The 20,900-nt window shown below is 71.5% G+C and carries 23 protein-coding genes; 15 read left to right on the top strand and 8 right to left on the bottom strand.

Translation table 11 applies throughout. The annotated features are described in order from the left end of the window. Positions 1–28 precede the first annotated feature (28 nt). Positions 29–2,266, bottom strand: a complete 2,238-nt coding sequence (locus AB0E07_RS09535) for an FUSC family protein (protein ID WP_362247935.1) — start codon at positions 2,264–2,266, stop codon at positions 29–31. Positions 2,267–2,415: 149 nt separating this feature from the next. Between AB0E07_RS09535 and AB0E07_RS09530 the strand changes: the two genes are divergently transcribed. From AB0E07_RS09530 to AB0E07_RS09515, 4 genes are read left to right on the top strand one after another with little or no spacing between them, the layout of a single operon-like run. Beyond that, positions 2,416–3,921, top strand: coding sequence for an ABC transporter substrate-binding protein (locus AB0E07_RS09530; RefSeq protein ID WP_362247934.1), 1,506 nt, complete (start codon positions 2,416–2,418; stop codon positions 3,919–3,921). Between the two features lie 59 nt (positions 3,922–3,980). Beyond that, the gene (locus AB0E07_RS09525; RefSeq protein ID WP_362247933.1) at positions 3,981–5,801 is read left to right on the top strand and encodes an ABC transporter permease subunit; all 1,821 of its coding nucleotides are present in this window, start codon (positions 3,981–3,983) and stop codon (positions 5,799–5,801) included. Beyond that, positions 5,798–7,144, top strand: coding sequence for an MFS transporter (locus AB0E07_RS09520; protein ID WP_362247931.1), 1,347 nt, complete (start codon positions 5,798–5,800; stop codon positions 7,142–7,144). The genes AB0E07_RS09525 and AB0E07_RS09520 overlap by 4 nt, the downstream gene beginning before the upstream one ends. 49 nt (positions 7,145–7,193) lie before the next feature. Beyond that, complete coding sequence (locus AB0E07_RS09515) at positions 7,194–7,754, top strand: GNAT family N-acetyltransferase (protein ID WP_362247929.1); 561 nt, start codon at positions 7,194–7,196, stop codon at positions 7,752–7,754. A 66-nt stretch (positions 7,755–7,820) separates the two neighbouring features. Here the strand turns inward: AB0E07_RS09515 and AB0E07_RS09510 are convergent, their stop codons facing one another. The 4 genes from AB0E07_RS09510 to AB0E07_RS09495 form a co-directional block, all read right to left on the bottom strand. Next, a complete protein-coding gene (locus AB0E07_RS09510) occupies positions 7,821–8,588 on the bottom strand; it encodes a class I SAM-dependent methyltransferase (RefSeq protein WP_362247928.1) in 768 nt (255 codons plus the stop codon). Between the two features lie 85 nt (positions 8,589–8,673). Next, entirely contained in the window at positions 8,674–9,897 is a 1,224-nt protein-coding gene (locus AB0E07_RS09505; protein WP_362247927.1) for an aminotransferase class V-fold PLP-dependent enzyme, read from the bottom strand. 22 nt (positions 9,898–9,919) lie between these two features. Further along, positions 9,920–11,257: a pyridoxal-phosphate dependent enzyme gene (locus AB0E07_RS09500; RefSeq protein WP_362247925.1), complete on the bottom strand. Its 1,338-nt coding sequence runs from the start codon at positions 11,255–11,257 to the stop codon at positions 9,920–9,922. Beyond that, positions 11,254–12,744 carry a Y4yA family PLP-dependent enzyme gene (locus AB0E07_RS09495; protein WP_362247923.1) on the bottom strand — a complete coding sequence of 497 codons (1,491 nt, stop codon included), beginning with the start codon at positions 12,742–12,744 and terminating at the stop codon, positions 11,254–11,256. Before AB0E07_RS09495 ends, AB0E07_RS09500 begins: the two co-directional genes overlap by 4 nt. A 274-nt stretch (positions 12,745–13,018) precedes the next feature. On the opposite strand from AB0E07_RS09495, the gene AB0E07_RS09490 reads away from it, so the two are divergent. Both AB0E07_RS09490 and AB0E07_RS09485 read left to right on the top strand, forming a co-directional pair. After that, on the top strand, positions 13,019–13,321 hold the full coding sequence (locus AB0E07_RS09490) for a hypothetical protein (protein ID WP_362247921.1): 303 nt from the start codon (positions 13,019–13,021) through the stop codon (positions 13,319–13,321). A gap of 66 nt (positions 13,322–13,387) precedes the next feature. After that, complete coding sequence (locus tag AB0E07_RS09485) at positions 13,388–13,702, top strand: metalloregulator ArsR/SmtB family transcription factor (RefSeq protein WP_362247919.1); 315 nt, start codon at positions 13,388–13,390, stop codon at positions 13,700–13,702. 59 nt (positions 13,703–13,761) lie between these two features. Here the strand turns inward: AB0E07_RS09485 and AB0E07_RS09480 are convergent, their stop codons facing one another. Continuing rightward, positions 13,762–14,166, bottom strand: coding sequence for a hypothetical protein (locus AB0E07_RS09480; protein WP_362247917.1), 405 nt, complete (start codon positions 14,164–14,166; stop codon positions 13,762–13,764). 135 nt (positions 14,167–14,301) lie between these two features. Here AB0E07_RS09480 and AB0E07_RS09475 point away from each other — a divergent pair, with 135 nt between their 5' ends. From AB0E07_RS09475 to AB0E07_RS09455, 5 genes are all read left to right on the top strand, one after another. Continuing rightward, on the top strand, positions 14,302–15,261 hold the full coding sequence (locus AB0E07_RS09475; protein WP_362247915.1) for an ATP-binding protein: 960 nt from the start codon (positions 14,302–14,304) through the stop codon (positions 15,259–15,261). Positions 15,262–15,315: 54 nt separating this feature from the next. Further along, a complete protein-coding gene (locus tag AB0E07_RS09470; RefSeq protein WP_362247913.1) occupies positions 15,316–15,708 on the top strand; it encodes an SCO5389 family protein in 393 nt (130 codons plus the stop codon). Between the two features lie 317 nt (positions 15,709–16,025). Then, positions 16,026–16,196: a 50S ribosomal protein L32 gene (gene rpmF, locus AB0E07_RS09465; RefSeq protein WP_362247912.1), complete on the top strand. Its 171-nt coding sequence runs from the start codon at positions 16,026–16,028 to the stop codon at positions 16,194–16,196. 6 nt (positions 16,197–16,202) lie between these two features. Next, entirely contained in the window at positions 16,203–17,390 is a 1,188-nt protein-coding gene (locus AB0E07_RS09460; protein WP_362247910.1) for a GTP-binding protein, read from the top strand. 74 nt (positions 17,391–17,464) lie between these two features. After that, positions 17,465–18,292: a class I SAM-dependent methyltransferase gene (locus tag AB0E07_RS09455; protein WP_362247908.1), complete on the top strand. Its 828-nt coding sequence runs from the start codon at positions 17,465–17,467 to the stop codon at positions 18,290–18,292. A 70-nt stretch (positions 18,293–18,362) separates the two neighbouring features. Here AB0E07_RS09455 and rpsN read toward each other — a convergent pair whose 3' ends face one another. Both rpsN and rpmB read right to left on the bottom strand, forming a co-directional pair. Then, complete coding sequence (gene rpsN / locus AB0E07_RS09450; RefSeq protein WP_362247906.1) at positions 18,363–18,668, bottom strand: 30S ribosomal protein S14; 306 nt, start codon at positions 18,666–18,668, stop codon at positions 18,363–18,365. Continuing rightward, complete coding sequence (gene rpmB, locus AB0E07_RS09445; protein WP_362247904.1) at positions 18,668–18,904, bottom strand: 50S ribosomal protein L28; 237 nt, start codon at positions 18,902–18,904, stop codon at positions 18,668–18,670. Before rpmB ends, rpsN begins: the two co-directional genes overlap by 1 nt. Before the next feature lie 68 nt (positions 18,905–18,972). On the opposite strand from rpmB, the gene rpmG reads away from it, so the two are divergent. From rpmG to rpsR, 4 genes are read left to right on the top strand one after another with little or no spacing between them, the layout of a single operon-like run. Further along, complete coding sequence (gene rpmG, locus AB0E07_RS09440; protein WP_362247902.1) at positions 18,973–19,137, top strand: 50S ribosomal protein L33; 165 nt, start codon at positions 18,973–18,975, stop codon at positions 19,135–19,137. A gap of 46 nt (positions 19,138–19,183) precedes the next feature. Then, entirely contained in the window at positions 19,184–19,438 is a 255-nt protein-coding gene (locus tag AB0E07_RS09435; protein WP_362247900.1) for a type B 50S ribosomal protein L31, read from the top strand. Next, a complete protein-coding gene (locus AB0E07_RS09430; RefSeq protein ID WP_362247898.1) occupies positions 19,438–20,592 on the top strand; it encodes a GTP-binding protein in 1,155 nt (384 codons plus the stop codon). Before AB0E07_RS09435 ends, AB0E07_RS09430 begins: the two co-directional genes overlap by 1 nt. A gap of 35 nt (positions 20,593–20,627) precedes the next feature. Beyond that, the gene (rpsR, locus tag AB0E07_RS09425) at positions 20,628–20,864 is read left to right on the top strand and encodes a 30S ribosomal protein S18 (protein ID WP_362247896.1); all 237 of its coding nucleotides are present in this window, start codon (positions 20,628–20,630) and stop codon (positions 20,862–20,864) included. Positions 20,865–20,900 lie beyond the last annotated feature (36 nt).

The following is a 20,900-nucleotide window of genomic DNA, read 5'->3' as shown; positions in this document are numbered from 1 at the left end:
CGTCCGCCCGTCCGCCCGTCCGCCCGTGTCAGGAAGGCCGACCCGAGTCGCTCCCGCCAGGAGCACCACGAGCGCCAGCAGCGCCAGCAGCGCCAGCAGCGCCAGCAGCGCCAGCAGCGCCAGCAGCATCCGATACCGCCCCAGCTCGGGAGATCCGCGTCAGATCGGCTGCGAGGGACTCCAGCCACTCGACCACGGCGTAGTACCGCCGGGGCGCGCCCGCCGGTTCGGCGTTGAACTCGTCGGAGACCGGATCGATCCGCGGGACGGTCAGGGACGGGGTGTCCCCGCCCGGGTCCAGGGCCGCGGAGACCAGCAGCATCCGCCCGGCCATGCGTTCACCGAGCGCGTCGACCGCACGGGCCGTCGCCGTGGGCAGCGCGGTGACGGGCGGTGCCAGCAGCCGTTCGGAGCCCCACAGCGTGTGGTGGCCGGCGATGAGCGTCGCCTGCCAGTCCACCGCGGCCCGAGCGCCCCGCCGGGCGCCGGTGAGGAGGGCGGGTTCGCTCTGGAACTGCGCGTACGCCGACTCGGCCAGGACGATGGCGTGGTGCAGTGACCGCTGCCCGGGTGCCGCCGCCGGGATGGTGGCGGCCGCGCCGCCCGCCACCGAGGATGTCGTCGCCACGACGACCTCCGCGGCCGTGCGCAGCAGCTCCGCGGCCGCGCGGCGCATCTCCTCGTGGGCCCCGCGCGGCCAGGCCAGCAGGCCGAACACCGCGCCGATGGTGCTGCCGATCAGTACGTCGAGCATGCGCACCTCGGCCAGCTGCCAGGTGGACGGCGCCAGCTGGGCGAAGACCAGGGCCACCAGCACGGTGAACAGTCCCTGGGCCCAGCCGATCCCCCGCACCGGGCCGACTGTGAAGGCGAACAGCATCCACAGGGGCAGCAGCACGGCGTAGACGTTCGTGTGGGTGCCGACCAGGGTCAGGGTCGCGGCGGTCAGGAGCGCTCCGGCGAGCGTGCCGGTGAGCGCGAGCCGGATGGTGTGCCGGGTCGCCTCCAGGGTGGTCCTGGTGAGGCTGAGCGTGGCCAGCATGGCCCAGAAGCCGTGCGGCAGGGTGTCGATGCCCGCGACGAGCCGCGCCGCCGTAAGGGCCAGCGCGATGCGTACCGCGTTCTGGAAGAACACCGAGCGGCGTCCCGCGTGGCCGCGCAGGCGGTGCCACCAGAGCATGGGGGCGCCGATGGTGGAGTACCAGAACCGGTCCTGCGGCACCTCCACCGCGGACCGGCGCCCGCGCAGGGCTCGGTCGGCCGCCGCCCCCGTCGCCAGTGCGGCATCGGAGATCTCCAGCAGGGCCGCGTGCCGACGCAGCACGGTCGGCGAGAAGCGGGGCGCGTCGGTGGGCGTCTCTGCGGACAGGGCCGACAGCGCGGCCCGCGCCGCGGACAGCGCCTGGTGCGCCCGCACCGGCGAAGGCCCACCCCGCAGACACGTCGCCGACGCCGTGGCGAGGTCCGCCACGGCGCGCAGTACGGCCGCCCCCTCCGGTTCGGGCGTCCCCGTCGGGGCGGGCAGTTGGGCGAGGCGGCTGAGGAGGGTGCGGACGGCCAGGCCGGTGTGGGCGAGGGCCCGCTCCCGCACTCCGGGCCCGGCCGGGCGCTCCGCCTCGGGCACCATCAGCGACCGCAGCCCCCGGCCGGTCTCCTCGGCCGTACTCCGGTCCGCGGCGCCGAGGGCGTACGGCGGGACGGCCAGGGCCCGTGCGCAGTGCGCCGCGATGTCCGCGGCACGGGCCGTCCGCTCCCGGTAGGGCGTCGGGGCGGGCTCGGGGAAGATGAGCGCCTCGGCCGCGATCAGCAGCACCAGACCGGTCGTCGTGCCGAGGAGCCGCTCGCCGAGCGAGCCGGGATCGTAGGGCGGGAACGACGGCAGGATGTACAGCAGTTGCAGCCCCGGTGCCACGCCCGCCGGACGGGGTCCGCCCACCGCGGAGAAGGCCAGCATGAAGCCGACGACCAGCATCCCGGCGACCGCGCTCCAGGTGCGCACCGACAGGTACGTGCCGACGACGACCAGGGCCCAGCAGACGGGCAGCACGCGCAGGATGGTCGCGGCTCGTTGCCGTCCAGTGCCGGGGATGCGCGACAGGCCGCCGAGGGACACCGCGCCGAACAGCGCGTAGGTGGCGGCCACGGGGTCGTCCAGACCGTAGCGGAAGAGGTAGAAGCCGATCGCGGCGGCGAGGGCCACGCGCACGGCACGGCGGCCGGAAGCGGCGTAGGCCGCCGGAAGCCACTCGGCTGGGACACCCCTCACCACTTCAGGATCACCCAGACCCCCAGGGCACGCCCCTCGGCTCTCGCCAGACCTGTGATCACCCCCTCATTGTGGCAATGATTTTCATCTGCATATGATGTCGATCATCGGCGGCCGACCCACCGGCCCGGAACGACAGAACGAGGACCATGCCACTCCCCCGCCTCCGGCCGGCCGCCGGCCTGCTGCTCATACCCCTGCTCGCCGGATGCTTCGCCTCCTCCGGCGACAGCTCCGCCTCGGGATCCTCCGGCTCCGGTGACGGCGGGCGCCTGCGGGTCGCCCTGGCCTTCCAGCCGACCGAGAACTACTCCCCGTACGGCGCGGACGCCTACGCCCTGTCCCGCCTCGGAGTCGCCGAGGGCCTCACCCGGCTCGACGCGAACGGCGCCGCCGCACCCGCCCTCGCCGCATCCTGGACCAGCGAGGAGGACGGCACGGCATGGGTGTTCACCCTGCGTGAGGCCAAGTTCCAGGACGGCACGGACGTCACCGCCGAGGCCGTCGCCGAGGCGCTGACCCGGGCCACGCAGGCCGAACCCGCTCCCTCGGTCCTCACCGGAGTGAAGCTGACCGCCAAGGCCGTCTCCGACGATCAGGTCCAGGTGACCACCGGCGCCGCCGATCCGGTCCTCCCTCTCCGGCTGACCAATCCGAGCTTGTCGGTGTTCTCCCCCAAGGCCTACGGCGACGACGGAAAGGTCAGCCCCGTCGGCACCGCCACCGGCCCCTTCGAACTGACCGGGACCACCGGCGACACCGCGGCCACGCTCGACCGGTTCGACGACTACTGGGGCGGACGCGCCCAGGCGTCCGGCATCGACGCCAAGTTCGTCTCCGACGGCACCGCCCGCGCCAACGCCCTGCGCACCGGTGACGTGGACATCGCCGAGTCGATCCCCGTGGCCCAGGTCGCCTCCCTGGACGAGGGGACCGCCCACGAGGTGAACACCGTCCGCAACACCAGCCTGCACCTCAACACCCAGTCCGGGGTTTTCAAGGACGCTCGACTGCGGGCCGCCGCACGTGAGGCGATCGACGCCTCCGCCGTCGCCGAGGGCGTCTACGAGGGGTACGCCGAGCCCGCCGAGGGCCTCTACGGTTCCGCTCTCTCCTGGGCGTCGGGCAAGCGCGTCGCACCGACCGGCAGGGCGAAGGCGGGCGACACCGTCGGCAAGAGCATCACCCTCGCCACCTACAGCGACCGGGCCGAGCTGCCGGAAGCCGCCCAGGTGCTCCAACAGCAGCTGGAGAAGGCCGGGTTCGACGTCGAACTGGAGGTGCGCACCTACGCCCGCCTCGAAAGCGACCTGCTGGCCAAGGAGTTCGACGCCGCGGTCGTCTCCCGCAACATGCTGCTCGACACCGGCGACCCGGTCACCGTTCTGGCCAGCGACTACGCCTGCGACGGCTCCTACAACCTGTCGTTCCTGTGCGACAGGACCGTGGACAAGCTGATCGACACCGCCGAGGCGCAGGCCGACCCCGCCAAGCGGCAGGACGCCGCGATGAAGGCGGAGGCAGCCGTCCTCGGCACGGACGCGGTCATCCCCCTCGTCCACCTGAAGGTCGTCACGGGCACCGGGACGGCCGTCAAGGGCACCGCGCTCGACCCGTACGAGCGCACGCTGGTCTCCACCGGGACCCGGCGCTGAACACTTCGGCCCGAATCGCCGCCGCCCTGCGCGCCCTCGCGCGGGGCGGCGGCCCCACGTTGCTGTGGCGGACGCTGCTGACCTCCGCCCTGATCTGCGCGATCGGCCTGCTTCCCTGGCTGTCGCACACCGACCCGGCACTCACCGTGCTCAAGGCCCGCTCGGCGGAGCGCACCCCGACACCGGAGACGCTCGCCGCCATCCGCGACGAACTCGGCCTGGCGGACGGACCGTCGGCCCTCCTCGTCCGCTGGCTCGGCGGGCTGCTGCACGGGGACGCCGGACGCTCCTGGGTGTCGGACACCGAAGTGCTGCCCGCCGTGCTCCAGGCCATCGGCGTATCCCTGCTACTGATGGCGGGAGCCGTCGTCGTCGCGCTGGCCACGGTCGCGGCCGTGTGTGCCCGTACGCTGCGGCTCGGCTCACGACGTCGCCTCGGCGACGACCGTCCGGGCGGCACCGGGTCGGCCGTGCTGGCCTCACTGCCCGAGTTCCTGATCGCCACGGTGCTGGCCGCGGTCGTGGGCGTACAACTGGGCTGGCTGCCCGCCCTCGGCTGGTACGGCCCGCAGTGGATGATCCTGCCGTCCCTCGCCCTCGGCCTGTCCGCCGGGGCCGTGCTGGGACGCATGCTCGACGACCTGCTGCCCGCGGCGTTCGCCGAGCCCTGGGCGCTGGCCGCCGCCGCGCGCGGCACACCACCACGTTCGGTGGCCCGGCAGGCGCTGCGCCGCTGCGCACCCGGACTGCTGCCCAACCTGGGCCTGTTCCTGGTGGGTCTGACCGGCGGCGCGGTCACTGTCGAGCAGATCTTCGACATCCCCGGGCTCGGCCGGCTCACCCTGAGCGCCGCCCTCGCCCAGGACCTGCCCGTCCTCCAGACCGGCACCCTCGTACTCGTCGCGCTCGCCGCTGCCGCCGCCGTACTCACCAAGGTGGGGGTGCGGTGGCTGATCGGGCCCGCGCTGCGCGACGGCGCCCTGCAATCCCTGCACCGGCCGACAAGGCCCGCACCACGGCTCGTCCCGCTCGGCTACGCGCTGGCGCTCGCCGCCGTCATCGGCCTCGGGCTGCCCCGCGACCCGCTTACCCTGGACACGGCGGCGAAGCTCCAACCTCCCTCGGCCGCCCACCCCTTCGGCACCGACGCCCTCGGGCGTGACCTTCTCGCCCGCGTCGCGCACGGAGCACTCGAAACCCTCGGCACCGCCCTCGCCGTGAGCGCGGTCGCCCTGGTGATCGGAGTACTGCTCGGCCTGCTGCCCCGGCTGTCCGGGCCCCTGGTCGACACGGTCAACGCGGTTCCGCCCGTGCTGGCCGCGCTGCTCGTCACCGGGGTCGCGGGCAGCGGCAGGTGGACGCCCGCATGGGCGGTCGTCGTGGTCGCCTGGGCGCCGCTGGCCACCCACACAGCGTCCCTCCTGCGCCAGGAACGAGCCACGCTCCATCTGACGGCGACCAAGGCCCTCGGCGCCGGTCGCGGGTATCTGCTGCGGCACGAACTGCTCCCCGCCGTGGTGCCGCCCGTCGTGCGCCACGCCCTGCTCCGGCTGCCCGCCGTCGCGCTGAGCCTCGCCGCCCTCGGCTTCCTCGGCCTGGGCGCCCAGCCGCCGTCCCCCGAGTGGGGGCTGCTGCTGTCCGAGAACCAGCCCTACGTGGAGCGCGCGCCCTGGGCCGTGCTGGCCCCCGCCGCGGTCCTCGCCCTGCTCGGCGCCCTCGCGGTGACGGCCTCGGCAGGAATGCGGCTGCCGCGGTTCGGGCGCCGGAGCGGGCGGAACGCCCCGTCACCCTCCGACTCCCCACGAGCGCGACCCGCCGACACGCAACAGCCCACCGCTCCCGCACCCCTCCACACCCCTGACAGGCCCAGTCTTCGATGACCGCCCTCTTCTCCCGCTTCACGCCGAGTCGCGCCACCAAACGGTCCGAGCCCACCCGGCCCGAGCCGGCCCCCTCCAAGCCCACCCGCTCCAAGCCGGCCCCCGCCAGGCCCGCCCGCGAACGCACCTGGAGACACCTCTCACCGCTCCTCAAACTGCTGATCCTCACCCAACTCGCCTTCAACATCGGCTTCTTCGCCGTCCTGCCGTTCCTCGCCGAGCACCTCGGCACGGCGATCGGCATGGCGGGCTGGCTGGTCGGCTTCGTCCTGGGCCTGCGCACCTTCAGCCAGCAGGGGCTGTTCGTCGTGGGCGGCTGGCTGGTCGACCGGTTCGGCGTACGGCCGGTCGTCCTGGCGGGCTGCGCGCTGCGGATCGCGGGCTTCGCGTGGCTCGGCCACGCCCGCGCCACCTGGGCAGTGATCGCCGCGGTGCTGCTGATCGGTTTCGCGGCAGCGCTGTTCTCCCCGGCGGTCGAATCGGAGGTGGCGCGGCAGGCAGTGGCGTGGGAGGAGGAAGGACACGGCTCACGCACCCGCGTCCTGGCCCTGCTCTCCGCCGCGGGCCAGGCCGGCGCCTTCATCGGGCCGCTGCTCGGCGCGCTCCTGCTCACCGTGGACTTCCGCACGGCATGCCTCGCCGGCGCCGGGGTGTTCGTGCTCGTCCTGGCCGGACACGCGCGCCTGATGCCCCAGCACATACCCGGCCGGGTACGGGTGCGCAGCCGTGGCGGTGCCCTCCTCCTGCTGCGCAACCGCGGCTTCCTCGCCCTGTGCTGCGCCTACGGCGGCTACCTGCTCGCCTACAACCAGCTCTATCTGGCCCTGCCCGAAGAGGTGGAGCGTGCGACGGGCTCGCAGTCCGCTCTGTCGTGGCTGTTCGCCCTGTCGTCCTTGTTGGTGGTCTGCGGGCAACTGCCGGTCACCCGCTGGGCCGGGCAACGGTTCGACCTGCGGCGGTCGATGATCGGCGGGCTGCTGCTGATCGCCGCGGGATTCACCGTGGTGGCGGTCGCACTCCCCGCGGGCTGGACCGGCACCGCGGGGCTGCTGCCGGCCGCCGGGTACGTCGTCCTGCTCACCCTCGGCCAGATGCTGCTCGTGCCCGCGGCGCGGGCCTGGGTTCCCGATCTGGCCGAGGAAGGCAGGATCGGCCTCTACACGGGTGCGCTGTCCTCCGTCTCCGGTCTGATCGTCCTCATCGGCAGCTCGGTCACCGGCGCGCTCCTCGACGCGGGGCTCCCCACGCCCGTACCGTGGCTGGTCCTCGCCGGTGTGACCGTTCTGACGGTGTGGCTGGTTCCGGACCGGCCGGACGACGGCGGTACGGAACGAACGGCGTGAGCGAACGCCCTCCGCCGAATCGGCGGTGCCCTCTGGCAGGCTGATCGTCATGGCAGTGCGCAGAGCGGTGACAGCAGCCGAGTTCCAGCACATCACCAGGCCCGGCGAGATGCCCCCGGCGCTCAGGGAGGACCTGGTCCGCTGCTGGGTGGCGGTGACCGACGCCGGTGGGGCCGTCATTCCGCACGGGGTCGGGCTGCCGCCGGTGGACCCGCAGGCGGTCGCTACGGCGTTCGACCGGATTGTCGAGGCTCTCGATCCTCAGCGGAGCAGGGTCCTCGTGGCCACCGTCGACGGCTCACCGGCGGGATGGCTGCTCCTGCGCCGGGACCCGCATCCACTCGTCGCCCACTGCGGTGTGGTCAACCATCTGCAGACCGCCGTACGGTTCCGCGGTCTGGGTATCGGCGCCGCTCTGATGCGTCTCGTGCCGGCCGTCGCCCGCGAGGAGATGGGCCTTGAACGACTGGGACTCAGCGCGCGTTCCGGGCTCGGCCTGGAGGACTTCTACCGCCGGCTGGGGTGGGTGGAGGTCGGCAGATGGCCGGGGGCCCTGCGGATCGCGCCCGGTGACGACCGCGACGAGATCCTGATGAGCCTGGTCCTGTGACGGGCGCGCACCGGGCCCGACCGCCGTGCGCCAGGCTCCGCCGGGTGTCCCGGCAGTCGGCAGCGGTCAGTCCTTGACCGCCACCAGCACCTGACTGGCGCCGAACTGCCAGACGGAGGTGACATGACGGAATCCCGCCTCCCGGAGCAGTTCCACGTGGCGGGCCGCGGTCAGGTCCTCGCCGGCACTGCCGGTGCCCAGGGCGGCTCGGCGCCGCTCCCGCTGGGCGAACAGATCGGTGAGTTCCGGGTCACGGGCCGCCTCCGTCCACCACGCCTCCCAGTCCTCGTGGGTGTGGGCGCGGGACCGTTCGGCTCTGCGGCTGCCCACGTGGGCGGTGAGTTCGGACAGCGGCGAGCCGGGCTGGGAGAAGTGATCGCCGTTGACCAGAGCGCCGCCGGGGCGCAGGAGTTCGGCGAGGCGGCGGTAGGTACGCAGGAGGGCCGGCTCGGCCAGATAGTGCAGGGCCGTCGTGGAGACGGCCACATCCAGCGGCCGGTTCAGGCCGAGGGCCGTGGTCCAGTTCTCGTCGTCGATCACGGCATCGACGTAGCGTGCGGCGTCCGCGTGGTGGGTGCGGCCGAGTTCCAGCAGGACGGGGTCCATGTCCACCGCGACGATCTCAGCGCCGGGGAGGCGACCGGCGATCCGCGCGGCCAGCGATCCCGGTCCGCACCCCAGGTCGAGCAGGAGCGGGCGTTCGCACCCGAGGGTCACGTGCTCCACCACGTCGGCGATCACGGTGAACCGCTCCTCGCGGTCGACGGCGTACCGCTGCTGCTGCCGCTCCCAGCGCTCCAGCCACATTCCGGCCGTAGCCGTGCTCACGCTCATCCGGCGGCGCACCTCTTCCGTCTCTCACTCGTGGTGGTCGCCCCCGAATCTACAGGTGGAAACGGTTTTCGGTTCCATCGGCCCCTCAATCGAGTGATGTCAGGACGGCCAGCAGGCGTTCGACCTCGTCCTCGGTGTTGTAGACGTGGAGGCTGACCCGCACCGAACCGTCGCGCTTCTCGTCGGCCCCGGCCTGACAGAGGTTGTCGGCCCGCACCATGAATCCCTCACTGAACAGGATGAAGCCCAGGTCGTCGGAGGGGATGTCGCGATGGCGGAAGCTGACGATGCCGTGGCGCCGCTGCTGAAGGGGCTGCCCCGAGCCGGCCGCCAGGCTGGCCTGGCAGCCCAGGATCTCGTACGAGGCCGACCCGCGGAGCCGGTCGGTGAGCCGTGTGGCGAGGGCGACCGTCCATCGCGCGATGCGCTCGACGCCGGCCGCGTCCAGCCAGTCGAGTGCCGCTTCCAGCGAGGCGATGCCCACGGTGTTGGGCGTGCCCTGCCAGCCGCCGGGCTCGAAGATCGGTCCCCGGGCGTTGCGCGCCCAGAGGACTCCGGTGCCGGGAAGGGCCAGCGCCTTGTGTCCCGAGAAGACCACGAAGTCGACGTCGAGCGCCGACGGTGCCACGGACAGCGGCAGATGACCGACACTCTGGGCCGCGTCCAGACAGATCGGCACGTCCGGGCCGACCGCGGCGCGGATGCGGTGCACGTTCATGTCGCCGCCGTACACATGGTGCAGGTGTGTGGCGGCGACGAAGCGGGTGCGGAGGCCGACGACCCGCTCCAGTTCCCGGTGGTCGTAGTCGCCGGACACCGCCTGATAGGGCAGTGCCCGGATCCGCACGTCGGTGCCCTGGTCTGCCAGCAGCCTCTGCGCTTCCAGCCAGGGGTCCAGATTGGCCTGGTGGTCGGCGAAGGGGACGAGGATCTCGTCGCCTTCGCGGAGGAAGGAGGTGAGCCAGTCGCGGGCCACGGCTCGCAGCCCCTCGGTGGTACCACCGGTGAAGTGGACCGTGGATCGCTGGGGGTCGGGGTCGCCCAGGAACTCCTTGACGCGGTGCCGGGTGCGCTCCACCAGCTGCGTGGTCCGGTTGGCCCACGGATAGGTGCCCCGCCCCGCGTTGGCGTTGGAGGTCGTCAGGTACGACTGCACGGCCTCCAGTACGGACCGGGGCTTCTGCGCGGTGGCCGCACTGTCGAAGTACACGAGATCGGGATGAGCGGTGATGATGGGGAACTGTTCACGCAACCCCCGCTGCCAGTCCGTCAGCCGCGCCGCCTCGGAATCGGGTCGCGTGGCGTTCATGGGTACTCCCCTCCCTCGATGGTCAATCCCGGACCAGCGGAGCGCCTGCGTCCCGCCAGGCGATGATGCCGCCTGCCAGACTGCGGACCTCCGGGTGGCCCATCCGGGTCAGCAGCGCGGCGTACCTCGCGGACTTCTCGCCGACCGGGCAGGCCAGCAGGACGGGCCTGCGCTTGCTGAAGGGCAGCCCGTCGCGCACGAGTTCCTCGAAGAGTTCGTCGACGATGTTGATGGAACCGTCGATGTGGAGTGCCGCGTACGCGCGCGGGCCTCTCAGGTCGACGACGAGGGGGCGTGGTTCCGCTCCGGTCGTCCACCGCAGGGCGGCGTCCACGTCCACGCTCCGGCCCTCGGCCCGTATCTCGGCCTCGGTGAGGGCCGAGGCATGGTGGCCGCGGCGGGGCGCGCCGAGCAGTTCTGGTCTGCGTTGCCGTACGTAGCTCAGGTAGCTCTCGGCCCGGTCGCACACGATGAAGACCGCGGTCCGCCGCCGCTCCTGGTCGGGGAAGTCGGCTTCGGCCGCGCGCAGATGCCGCACCGCGCCCTGGTAGGCGGCGCCGCCGGTGGGGCCGGAGAGCAGTCCGCAGCGGCGGATGAGCGTGAGCATGCCGTCGATGGCCTCCTGGGAGGTCACCGGCTCGATGGTGTCGTACGTGGCCGGGTCGAAGAGGCCGACCTGGTGCACCTCGTCGATGGTGCGGATTCCTGGAATGAAGTCCGACTTGTCCGCGACCAGTCCGAGGACCCGTACCTCCGGGTCGTGTTCGCGCAGGACCCGTGCCACTCCGCTGGACGAACCCGCCGTGCCCACACAGGCGATGAACCAGTCCGGGGCCCGGCCGTCGAGGTCCTTGACGATCTCCGGGCCGGTGCCGGCGGCGTGCGCCTCGGTGTTGTGCGGGTTGAAGTACTGGTCGGTGTGCAGGTAGGTACTGCCCGGCTCGGCGAGCGCCTGGTGGAAGCGGGTGAGCGGATCGTCCGTGTCGGTGGGGTCGAGGCATTCGCTCTGGCCGGGCAGTTCCTCGATCTCGGCGCCCAGCAGCAGGAGCAGTTCCTTGATCTCCGGTACCCGCATCCGGTTGGTGACGCTCTTGAAGCGCAGTCCGTGCAGGCCGGCCAGGAGGGCGAGTGCCTTGGCGGTGTTGCCGCTGGAGAGTTCCACGATCGTCTCGCCGCGGTCGGCCGCCGACTCCAGGTGGGGGCGGGCCATGTTCCAGGCCGGCCTGTCCTTCACCGAGCCGAAGGGGTTGAGCATCTCCAGCTTCGCGTACAGGTCGAAATGGTGCAGGCCGTGCACGGCCGGATCGATGCGCAGCAGCGGAGTGTTGCCTATGGCCTCGGTGATGCTGTCGTACCTCATGCGAACTCTCCCCCGGAGTGTGGGATCGGCCAGTAGTCCTCGTCCAGGCACCAGCGCCAGGCGCCTCCCTCCTCGACGGCGGCCACCGTGCGTGCGAGCGGCTGACGCTGCGCGTGGTGGGCGTGGAAGTCCATGGCGTATCCGGCGGTGTTGGCGAAGGCGAGCAGATCACCGGGGCGCGGCAGCCGGGGCAGGAAGACCTTGCGGCGGGTGATCAGATCGGCCTCCAGACAGAGGTTTCCCACGAGGTAGACGCCCACCGGGCCGGTGCCGCCGCCCTCTTCGGCTCCGTCGCGCGGCAGGAGTACGGGGTCGACGAGTACGCCGTGCTCCTCCAGGCTCATGTCCCCCGCGTTGAGCCCCAGCCGCACCAGATGGTCCCCCTCCCCCGTACGCCGGACGTCGAGGACCCTCGCCAGCGACAGTCCGCACTGGTCGACCAGGGCCCGGCCCGGTTCGGCGCACAGGTCGTACATGTGCTCCAGCAGCAGGTCCGCGGCGGGACGGCCCAGCGCGGGCGCGGGAGTTGTGAGCAGTTCGGCCAGGTAGTCGGGCCCGGCGATCGCGCGGTACGCCGGGTAGAGGGCCGCGTTCCCGCGGACGGTGCCGCCCTCGTTGCGCAGTCCGTAGCCGTGTCCCCGCCAGGTCAGCGCCGGACGGGTCCCGAGTACGGCCTCGGTCAGCGCGGAGAGGTAGTGCTCCCACTCCGCGGCGTCGGCGAGATAGCCGGTGCCGAAGCCGCCGCCGATGTCGACGACGCGCGGCGCGAGGCCCCGGGCACGGCACTCGTCCATCACCAGCACACAGCGTTCCAGCGCACGGACCTTCTCCGCGACGCCGGTGGTGTCCAAGTGATAGGCGGTGCCGGTGAGTTCGATCGCGTCACGGTGGCGTTCCACCGTCGTCAGCAGCTCGTCGACCTCTCCGACGGACGAACCGAAACGGCTGCGCCGGGAACGCAGCCGGACACCCGGTTCCTCCCGGTCCGCCGCCTCGAATCCGGAGAGGCGCAGCAGTACGTCGACACGGGGAAGGCCGTACTTGCGGACCAGCGCCGCCAGTTGCTCCAGTTCGTGGCGTGAATCCAGGTTCACCGTCACACCTGTGCGAGCCGCCAGCCACAGGAACTCCGGGTCCTTGGGGCCGGTGGCCATGATCCGGTCCGGTGTGAATCCGCTGCCCAGCGCGTGGCGCAGTTCCCCCAGCGACGCCACGTCGACACCGACGGCAGCCGGATCCTCCGCCGCCAGGCGTCTCAGCAGCGCACTGGACTGGTTCGCCTTGTGGGCGAAGTGGACGCGTCCGGCGAGGTGGTGGGCGCGATAGACGGAACGGAAGCGTCGGGCGTTCTCGGCGGCCTGCTCCGGCAGCAGCACGTTGAGCGGTGATCCGAGGGCGTCCACGAGCGCGTGGAGGAACGAGCCGGCTTGCACCAGGGAGGCGAGCGGCGGTTCGAGCCGGGGACGCAGACGAAGCGGCTCATCCACGGCAGGTCCTCCCGCTCGGCATGCGCGATCACGACTCCGACAGCCGTTCGGGCGTAATCATTTCCGGCTACATACACCTTTAAGCCCGTTCGAGACGCGGGGCACATTGCAGGGCTCCCGCATCCGCTCCCCACCGGTCACCCGCGGGCACACGACACGGGCGTCCAGGCCCGGGACGGCACACATGCAGGAATTGCAATATGCTGATGTCGGCATGCCGGGGTCGCACGGCTCCCGGTTCAGGCCCGCCACCGGACCATCCCAGGAGGACACCATGGGCACCGCGACCGAGCACCGCACCCACGACGACCACACGCACACCCACCGCGAGGGCTGCGGACACGTCGCCGTCCCGCACGGCGATCACACCGACTTCGTCCACGACGGCCACCTCCACAAGGCCCATGACGGCCACGTCGACGAATGCGTGAGCGCCGGACACACGGCCCACGAGGGCCACGACCACCAGCACGGCACGGACTGCGGCCACGTGGCCGTTCCGCACGACGACCACGTCGACTACGTTCACAACGGCCACCGCCACGCCGCGCACGAGGGTCACTGGGACGACCACTGAGACGCATCCGCACCCGCTCGGGCGCGGCCGCACACAGGCAACAGTTGCTAACGTGCGCATGTGACAATGAATTCCGATTCCCCGGCGGTCCCGGCGGACGGGCCGATACAGTCGCTCCAGGCGGCCAGCGACCTGCTGAGAGCGCTGGCCTCGCCCGTCCGCCTGGGTATCGTGCGTGAACTCTCCGAGGGCGGAAAGTACGTACACGAACTGGTCGACGCCCTGGGCGTGAGTCAACCCCTGGTCTCCCAGCACCTGCGCGTCCTGCGCACCTCCCGCATCGTCCGCGGACGACGCCAGGCCCGCGAGATCAAGTACGAGCTCACCGACGAGCACATCTCCCACATCGTCCTGGACGCCATCCGACACGCGCAGGAGTAGGCCAGGACCCGCACGAACGACAGAGACGGACGGCGCACCGGGCCTCCGCCCGGACCGCCTCAGTTGAGAGTCGCCGTCCGCCGTGGAGAGGGAGCAGCTCGCAGCCGCTCCGGCAGCGTGCCGTCGTCCGGCATCCCCGACCTGAGCCACGCCTCGACCACCTCGGCGTCCTCCACGGTCAACAGGGGCCCGAGACGCACCACGGCGCCCGCGGGCGTGCGGTCCACCGCACAAGGCTGAACGGCGGCGGACAGTCCGCGCCCGCCCCGGCAGTGCAGCACACTCCCCAGGCAGCCCGTGGACACCATCACCCCGTGAGAACAGGTCCGGACCGCACGGCGCAGCCCGTCCCGGACCTCCTCGCGCCCAGCCGGACAGGCTCCGCACACGACCAGGGTGAACGGTCGACCACCGGAGCCGCCCGCGACCTCGTCCCCACCCGCGTCACCTTCCGCGTTCCGCACGTTTTCCCCTTCCTTGCGCCGCCTGCCCGCCAACTCGCCTCCGATACAGGCCAGTTGGCATGCCCGCGATTTGACACCGCCGACCGCAGTCACCAGCCTATGCTTATGACATCCATTTCCAATAGGAGCGACTAGATGCGTGTTGCCTTCGTGGGCAAGGGGGGCAGCGGTAAGACCACACTGTCCGCGCTCTTCGCCCGTCACCTGGCTCGCTCGGGCGCGCCGGTCGTCGCGATCGACGGCGACATCAACCAGCATCTGGCCTACGCGCTCGGCATGGACGAGGACGAGTTCTTCGCGGCGCCGCCCCTCAGCGCCCGCACGGCCGAGATCAAGGACCACCTGCGGGGCAGCAACCCGCTGATTCCGACCCGCGAGGCCATGGTCAAGACGACCCCGCCCGGCCGGGGTTCGCAACTGCTGCGCCTGCTGGGCGAGGACGAGGTCCACTCCCACCACGTACAGGAGGTCTCCGGTGTCCCCCTGATGGTCACCGGCGCCTTCGACGAGCGGGATCTCGGCGTGGCCTGCTACCACTCCAAGCTGGGCGCGGTCGAGCTGTACCTGAACCATCTGGTCGACGGTCCGGGTGAGTACGTCGTCGTCGACATGACGGCGGGCGCGGACGCCTTCGCCTCCGGCCTGTTCACCAGGTTCGACATGACCTTCCTGGTCGCGGAGCCCACCCGCAAGAGTGTCTCCGTCTACCGCCAGTACCGCGACCACGCGGCCGAGTTCGGCATTCCCGTCGCCGTGGTCGGCAACAAGGTCACCTGCGAGGACGACCTGGGATTCCTCCAGGAGCACGTGGGCTCCGACCTGCTCGCCCACTGCGTGCAGTCCTCCTACGTCCGGGCCCAGGAACAGGGCCGCGGGCAGGGGGAACTGGAGCCGCACAACCTCCGCACACTGGAGCGACTGCGGGCCGCCGTGGACGCGCGCACCAAGGACTGGGCCGCCTTCCAGCAGCACGCCGTCGACTTCCATCTGCGCAACGCCACCGCCTGGGCCAACGACGCAACCGGCCGGGATCTCGCGACCCAGGTGGACCCCGGGTTCCGGCACGGACCCGAGGCGCTGGCCGCCCTCACCTGATCACCCGTCAAGTACAGCGCCACGGAACAACAGAACAGAACAGGACAGACCTTCATGTCGCTCGACGTCTCCCCGCACCTGCTCGCCGAAGCCGAGAACGGGCCCGTACGGGAGGAGGACTTCGTGGACACGGTCCGCACGTCCCTCCCCTACGCCTACGATCTCGTCGCCCGCCTGGTCGGCGAACTGCGGGACAGTGGATCCGAGTTCGCCGACAACCAGACCCCGCCTCCTTCGGAGACGGAGCGCGGCCAACTACTGCGCGCTCTGTCCAGTGACGCCATCCGCGGCAGCCTGGAACGCCACTTCGGCGTCGCCCTCGCCTTCCAGAACTGCCACCGCGTCGCCGTCTTCCACCCCGAGGCGCGCGGCGGTGAGACCCACACCCGCTTCACCTCCCTGCGGGCGCAGATCCTGAACCAGTCGCCGGAGTTCCGCGACTGCTGAGCCCGACAGTCGGGCGCCCGCCTCCAGCGGGGGCGCCCACCGCACGGAGGTCCACGCTGCCCGGGGGCGCGCCCCGCGCGAAAGCCCTGGCACAGACCTCCCTGATCCCCGGCCGCTTCAGCACACCCCTCAGGGGCGGCCGGGGAGCCGCGCGCCGGCGAGCACCCGCGGCTGCACCTGCGCCTGCTGACCCGGCGGGCACCCGGGTGGCGCGACCGCCGCCCACGGCTGCCGCACGGAAGCCCGCACGAGTTACGTAATGACATCCATTTTCATGTATGGTCTGTCGTGCTCACCGATCGCACCTGGAGGTCCCCATGGCCGTACCCAAACGCAAGATGTCGCGCAGCAACACCCGGCACCGTCGCGCGCAGTGGAAGGCCATTACACCTCAGCTGGTGACGGTCACCGTGGACGGTGTGCCCTACCTCGTGCCGCAGCGCCTGGCGAAGGCCTACGAGCGCGGTCTGCTGCGCCCCGAAGGCTGACCCGACATGATCGACGCCCTCTCGCCGCGCCTCCCCGTCACCGTCCTTTCGGGGTTCCTCGGAGCCGGTAAGACCACCCTCCTCAACCATGTCCTCGCCAACCGCGAGGGCCTGCGGGTCGCTGTCATCGTCAACGACATGAGCGAGGTCAACATCGACGCCGCGCTGGTGCGCGGCGGCGAGGCCGCTCTGTCCCGCACCGAGGAACGCCTCGTCGAGCTGACCAACGGCTGCATCTGCTGCACGCTGCGCGACGACCTGCTGGAGGAAGTGGACCGGCTGGCGCGCGAGGGGCGTTTCGACTACCTCCTGATCGAGTCCTCCGGCATCTCCGAGCCCATGCCGGTGGCCGCCACCTTCGCCTTCGCCCGCGACGACGGCGCCACCCTCGGCGACCTGGCCCGGCTGGACACGATGGTCACGGTGGTGGACGCCGCCAACTTCCTCCCCGAGCTGGCAGGCGGCGACGAGCTGACCGCTCGGGGCCTGGACCAGTACGAGGACGACGAACGCACGGTCAGCGACCTGCTGATGGACCAGATCGAGTTCGCCGACGTCATCGTCCTCAACAAGCTCGACCTCGTGGACGCCCCGGCCGCCGACCGCCTGCGGGCCACCCTGGCCCGGCTCAACCCCGCCGCCCGCGTCGTGCCGGCCGTACGGGGCCGCGTACCGGTCGGCGAAGTACTGGGCACGTCCAGCTTCGACCTGGAGCGGGCCCAGCAGGCGCCGGGCTGGGTACGGGAGCTGAACGGCGACCACGTTCCCGAGACCGAGGAGTACGGCATCTCCTCGACCGTGTTCCGCTCCGCCACGCCCTTCCACCCCCAGCGTCTGTGGACCTTCGTGACCGAGGGACTCGACAGCGGCGCCTACGGGGAGATCCTCCGGTCCAAGGGCTTCTTCACCCTCTCCAGCCGCCCCCACGTGACCGGACTGTGGTCGCAGGCCGGCTCGGTGGCACGCTTCGAGCCCTCCTCCGCGCGCGACACCGACAGCCCGCACGCCCAGGAACTGGTCTTCATCGGAACCCACTTGGACGCGGAGCCCCTCCACGCGGCCCTGTCCGGCTGTCTGGTGCGGGACGACGAGAGCCCGCCCGCCACGGACCCCTTCCCCGCGTGGGACACCTACGGATTCGACGAGACCTGCGAGCACGAGCACGACCCCCTCACCACCGTGACGGGGCTCTGAGACTCCGGGCCGGACGGTGGTCGCAGCCACGGCACCGTCCGGCCCGGTACACACCTGTGTCAGGGAGACCGCTCATGGACCGGAACAAGCCGCGCCTGGGGACCGTGCAGGAGACACTCCTCATCCCCCTGTACGCCCGCGCCGTCGAGAACCGCAAGGGAGACCCTCTCCTGCGCGACGCCCGCGCCGAGGAGATCGTCGCCTCGATCGACTACGACTTCGGACGCTTCGACGGCCTCCCCAGCCTCACCGGCGCACTGCTGCGCACCCGACTGTTCGACCAGTGGGTTGCGGACTTCCTCGCCGCCCATCCCGACGCCACCGTGGTCGAGATCGGCACCGGCCTCAACACGCGCTACGAACGCGTCGACAACGGCCGTGCCCGCTGGTTCGAACTGGACCTGCCCGATGTGATCGAGCTGCGCGGGAAGTTCTTCACGGACACCCCCCGGCGGACGACGCTCGCCGCCTCGGTCACGGACGAACGGTGGACCGCCGAGGTGGCCGCACATGCCGAGGGCCCCTGCCTGTTCGTCGCGGAAGCGGTCCTGCCCTATCTGCCCGAACCCGATGTGCGCCGGGTCGTCGATCTCCTCGCCGACCGCTTTCCGGGTTCGCTCCTGGCCCTCGACACCGCCGGTCCCGGCTTCTTCGACACCCAGGAAACGCATGACGCCCTCAGCAAGGTCGACGCCCGTATGCAGTGGTACTGCCCCGACCCCGCCCAGTTGGCCGACTGGCGGCCCGGGACGAGAGTGGTGGCCTCGCACACCCTGACCAGCCTTCCCGCGCCCCTGCTGGCCCAACTACCTCTCCCCTACCAGCAGATGGTGGCAGCAATCGCAGCCCAGCGACTGCCCCAGGCCGAGGGATACCGCCTGAACCTGCTGAGCCTGCCCTGACATTCCGAGCCCATGACCTGGGGCCGTGACTCCGCCGAGTCACGGCCCCAGGTTCGTCTCATGTCACGCACTACCAGGAGGACTTGGTGACCCCGGGAAGGAAGCCGGCGTGCGCCTGCTCGCGCATGCGGACCCGGGACAGGCCGAACTTGCGGAGGTGGCCGCGCGGCCTGCCGTCCACGCTGTCGCGGTTGCGCACGCGGGTGGCGCTGGCGTTGCGGGGCTGACGGCGCAACTCCTCGACCGCGGACTGGCGTTCGGCGTCCGTGGAGGACGGCCGGCGGATGATCTCCTTCAGTTCGGCGCGCCGGGCCGCGTACCGCTCGACCGTCGCCTTGCGCTTCTCGTTCTGCGCGATCTTGCTCTTCTTGGCCATCAGACCTTCCCCCCTCGGGCGCGGATGCGGGCCACGGCGGCCTCGATGCCGATGGTGTCGATGGTCTTGATCGCCCTGGCGCTGAGCGTCAGCCGGACGTACCTTCCCTCGCTCGGCAGCCAGTAGCGCTTGCTCTGGATGTTGGGGTCGAAACGGCGCGAGGTGCGCCGGTGCGAGTGAGAGATCTTGTTGCCGAAGCCCGGCTGGGCGCCGGTCAGTTGGCAGTGGGCGGACAAGGACGTACCTACCTCTCTTCGGGCGGCCCCATTTTGGTAATGGAAACCATTCCCATATAGTACCCCTCATGGCACGCAACGAGGTACGCCCGATCATCAAGCTCCGCTCCACCGCGGGAACCGGCTACACGTACGTCACCCGTAAGAACCGCCGCAACAACCCTGACCGGCTGGTTCTGCGCAAGTACGACCCCCTGGCCCGGCGCCACGTCGACTTCCGCGAGGAACGCTGACCTCCCTCTCTCCACCCCTGCCGACCACCACCTCAAGGACACCGCCGTGAAGCAAGGAATCCACCCCTCGTACGGTCCCGTCGTCTTCCGTGACCGGGCCGCCAACTACGCGTTCCTCACCCGGTCCACCATGACCAGCGACAAGACCATCGACTGGGAGGACGGCAACACCTACCCCGTCGTCGACGTCGAGATCTCCAACGTCAGCCACCCCTTCTACACGGGCACCGCCCGTGTGCTCGACACCGCCGGACGCGTCGAGCGGTTCGAGCGTCGCTACGGCCGCCCCGGAGCCAACTGATGCACGACCAGGCCCGCCTGCCGGTCGTCATCGTCGGCGGGCTCCACGCCGAGGCCCGCCGAACGGTCGTCGACCGTCTTCTGCACACCGTCCCCGGCAGCGTCGCGCTCCACCACGACCTGGCCACCGCGACCGAGGGGACCGTGTTGCGCCAGGTGCGCGACGCGTCCGGGGAGCTCTCCCGCGGTGAGGCACCCCTGGTCAACGACTGCGCGTGCTGCGCGCTGCGCGAGGACCTCGTGCCGGAGCTGGAGCGGCTGGCGGACAGCGGCCTGACCCGGCTCGCGGTCGTCGAACTGTGGGACTCGGTGGAGCCCAAGGCCATGGCCGAGGTCGTCGTCGCCCACGGCGCCGACAAGGTCCGGCTCACCAACGTGATCACCGCGGTCGATCCGGCTCTCGTGCTGGCGTGCCTCGGCAACGGGGACGACCTGGCCGAGGCGGGTCTCGCGGCGGCCCCGGGCGACCAGCGCACCGTCGGGGACACCTGGGCCCGGCAACTGGAGTACGCGCCGGTGCTCGCCGTCGTGGAGAGCGAGGCGGCCGACGACGAGGACCGCGCGCTCCTCGCCCAGCTCCACCCCACCGCCCTCCAGGTCGAGGCCGAATCCGGCGAACTCGCCCGAGTGGCGTTCGTCGGATTCGACGTGGAGGCGGCTGCCGCCGCCCAGCACCCGGCGTGCGCCCTGCTTCCCCAGGAGGCCGACGAGGCGGGGGTCACCACACTCGTCTGGCGGCGCCACCGCCCCTTCCACCCCGAGCGCCTCTACGACGCCCTGGAGGACCTCTGCTGTGCCGCGGCCCGCAGCCGCGGACGGTTCTGGCTCGCCGACCGGCCCGACACCCTGCTCGCCTGGGACGCCGCGGGCGGCGCCCTCTGCGTGGAGAGCGCCGGCCCGTGGCTCGCCTCGCTGCCGGACGCCGCCTGGGACATGGTTCCGCCCGTTCGCCGAGCCGCCGCCGCGCTGGACTGGCACCCCGAGCACGGCGACCGCTGCCAGCACCTCGTGTTCACCTCACCGGGTCTGGACCGGGACGGTCTGGTACGCGTGCTGGAGTCGTGCCTGCTGACCGACTCCGAGTTCGCTGCCGGACCCGAGGCGTGGAAGGACCTCCCGGCCGCGTTCGACTCGCTCCTCGACCCCGTCGCCTGACCCCCGCTCAACCACTTCTGAAACAAGGACCACCCATGCCCTCGCGCCAGACGAACCGCAAGCCCGTCAAGGCCCGCCCCAACCCGCTCGACGTGGCCGGGATCACCTACATCGACTACAAGGACACCGACCTGCTGCGGAAGTTCATCTCCGACCGCGGCAAGATCCGCAGCCGCCGCGTCACCCGTATCACCGCCCAGCAGCAGCGGCAGATCGCCGCGGCGATCAAGAACGCTCGCGAGATGGCGCTCCTGCCCTACTCCAGCCGGTAGGCGGTGACCGCTCCTTGCCCGACCGATCCATCGCTT

Source organism: Streptomyces sp. NPDC048002 (assembly GCF_040653275.1).
In the GTDB taxonomy this organism is placed as follows: Bacteria; Actinomycetota; Actinomycetes; order Streptomycetales; family Streptomycetaceae; genus Streptomyces.
Note: the sequence above shows the minus strand (reverse complement) of the source record. Positions and strands in the feature narration are given on the sequence as shown.

Coding starts and splice junctions, on each gene's coding strand:
- AB0E07_RS09470 (WP_362247913.1), top strand. CDS start 15,316: ATGTCGCTCGACGTCTCCCCGCACCTGCTCGCCGAAGCCGAGAACGGG.
- AB0E07_RS09500 (WP_362247925.1), bottom strand. CDS start 11,257: ATGAGGTACGACAGCATCACCGAGGCCATAGGCAACACTCCGCTGCTG.
- AB0E07_RS09485 (WP_362247919.1), top strand. CDS start 13,388: ATGAATTCCGATTCCCCGGCGGTCCCGGCGGACGGGCCGATACAGTCG.
- AB0E07_RS09455 (WP_362247908.1), top strand. CDS start 17,465: ATGGACCGGAACAAGCCGCGCCTGGGGACCGTGCAGGAGACACTCCTC.
- AB0E07_RS09530 (WP_362247934.1), top strand. CDS start 2,416: ATGCCACTCCCCCGCCTCCGGCCGGCCGCCGGCCTGCTGCTCATACCC.
- AB0E07_RS09430 (WP_362247898.1), top strand. CDS start 19,438: ATGCACGACCAGGCCCGCCTGCCGGTCGTCATCGTCGGCGGGCTCCAC.
- AB0E07_RS09520 (WP_362247931.1), top strand. CDS start 5,798: ATGACCGCCCTCTTCTCCCGCTTCACGCCGAGTCGCGCCACCAAACGG.
- rpsN (WP_362247906.1), bottom strand. CDS start 18,668: ATGGCCAAGAAGAGCAAGATCGCGCAGAACGAGAAGCGCAAGGCGACG.
- AB0E07_RS09510 (WP_362247928.1), bottom strand. CDS start 8,588: ATGAGCGTGAGCACGGCTACGGCCGGAATGTGGCTGGAGCGCTGGGAG.
- rpsR (WP_362247896.1), top strand. CDS start 20,628: ATGCCCTCGCGCCAGACGAACCGCAAGCCCGTCAAGGCCCGCCCCAAC.
- rpmG (WP_362247902.1), top strand. CDS start 18,973: ATGGCACGCAACGAGGTACGCCCGATCATCAAGCTCCGCTCCACCGCG.
- AB0E07_RS09490 (WP_362247921.1), top strand. CDS start 13,019: ATGGGCACCGCGACCGAGCACCGCACCCACGACGACCACACGCACACC.
- AB0E07_RS09505 (WP_362247927.1), bottom strand. CDS start 9,897: ATGAACGCCACGCGACCCGATTCCGAGGCGGCGCGGCTGACGGACTGG.
- AB0E07_RS09515 (WP_362247929.1), top strand. CDS start 7,194: ATGGCAGTGCGCAGAGCGGTGACAGCAGCCGAGTTCCAGCACATCACC.
- AB0E07_RS09460 (WP_362247910.1), top strand. CDS start 16,203: ATGATCGACGCCCTCTCGCCGCGCCTCCCCGTCACCGTCCTTTCGGGG.
- AB0E07_RS09475 (WP_362247915.1), top strand. CDS start 14,302: ATGCGTGTTGCCTTCGTGGGCAAGGGGGGCAGCGGTAAGACCACACTG.
- rpmF (WP_362247912.1), top strand. CDS start 16,026: ATGGCCGTACCCAAACGCAAGATGTCGCGCAGCAACACCCGGCACCGT.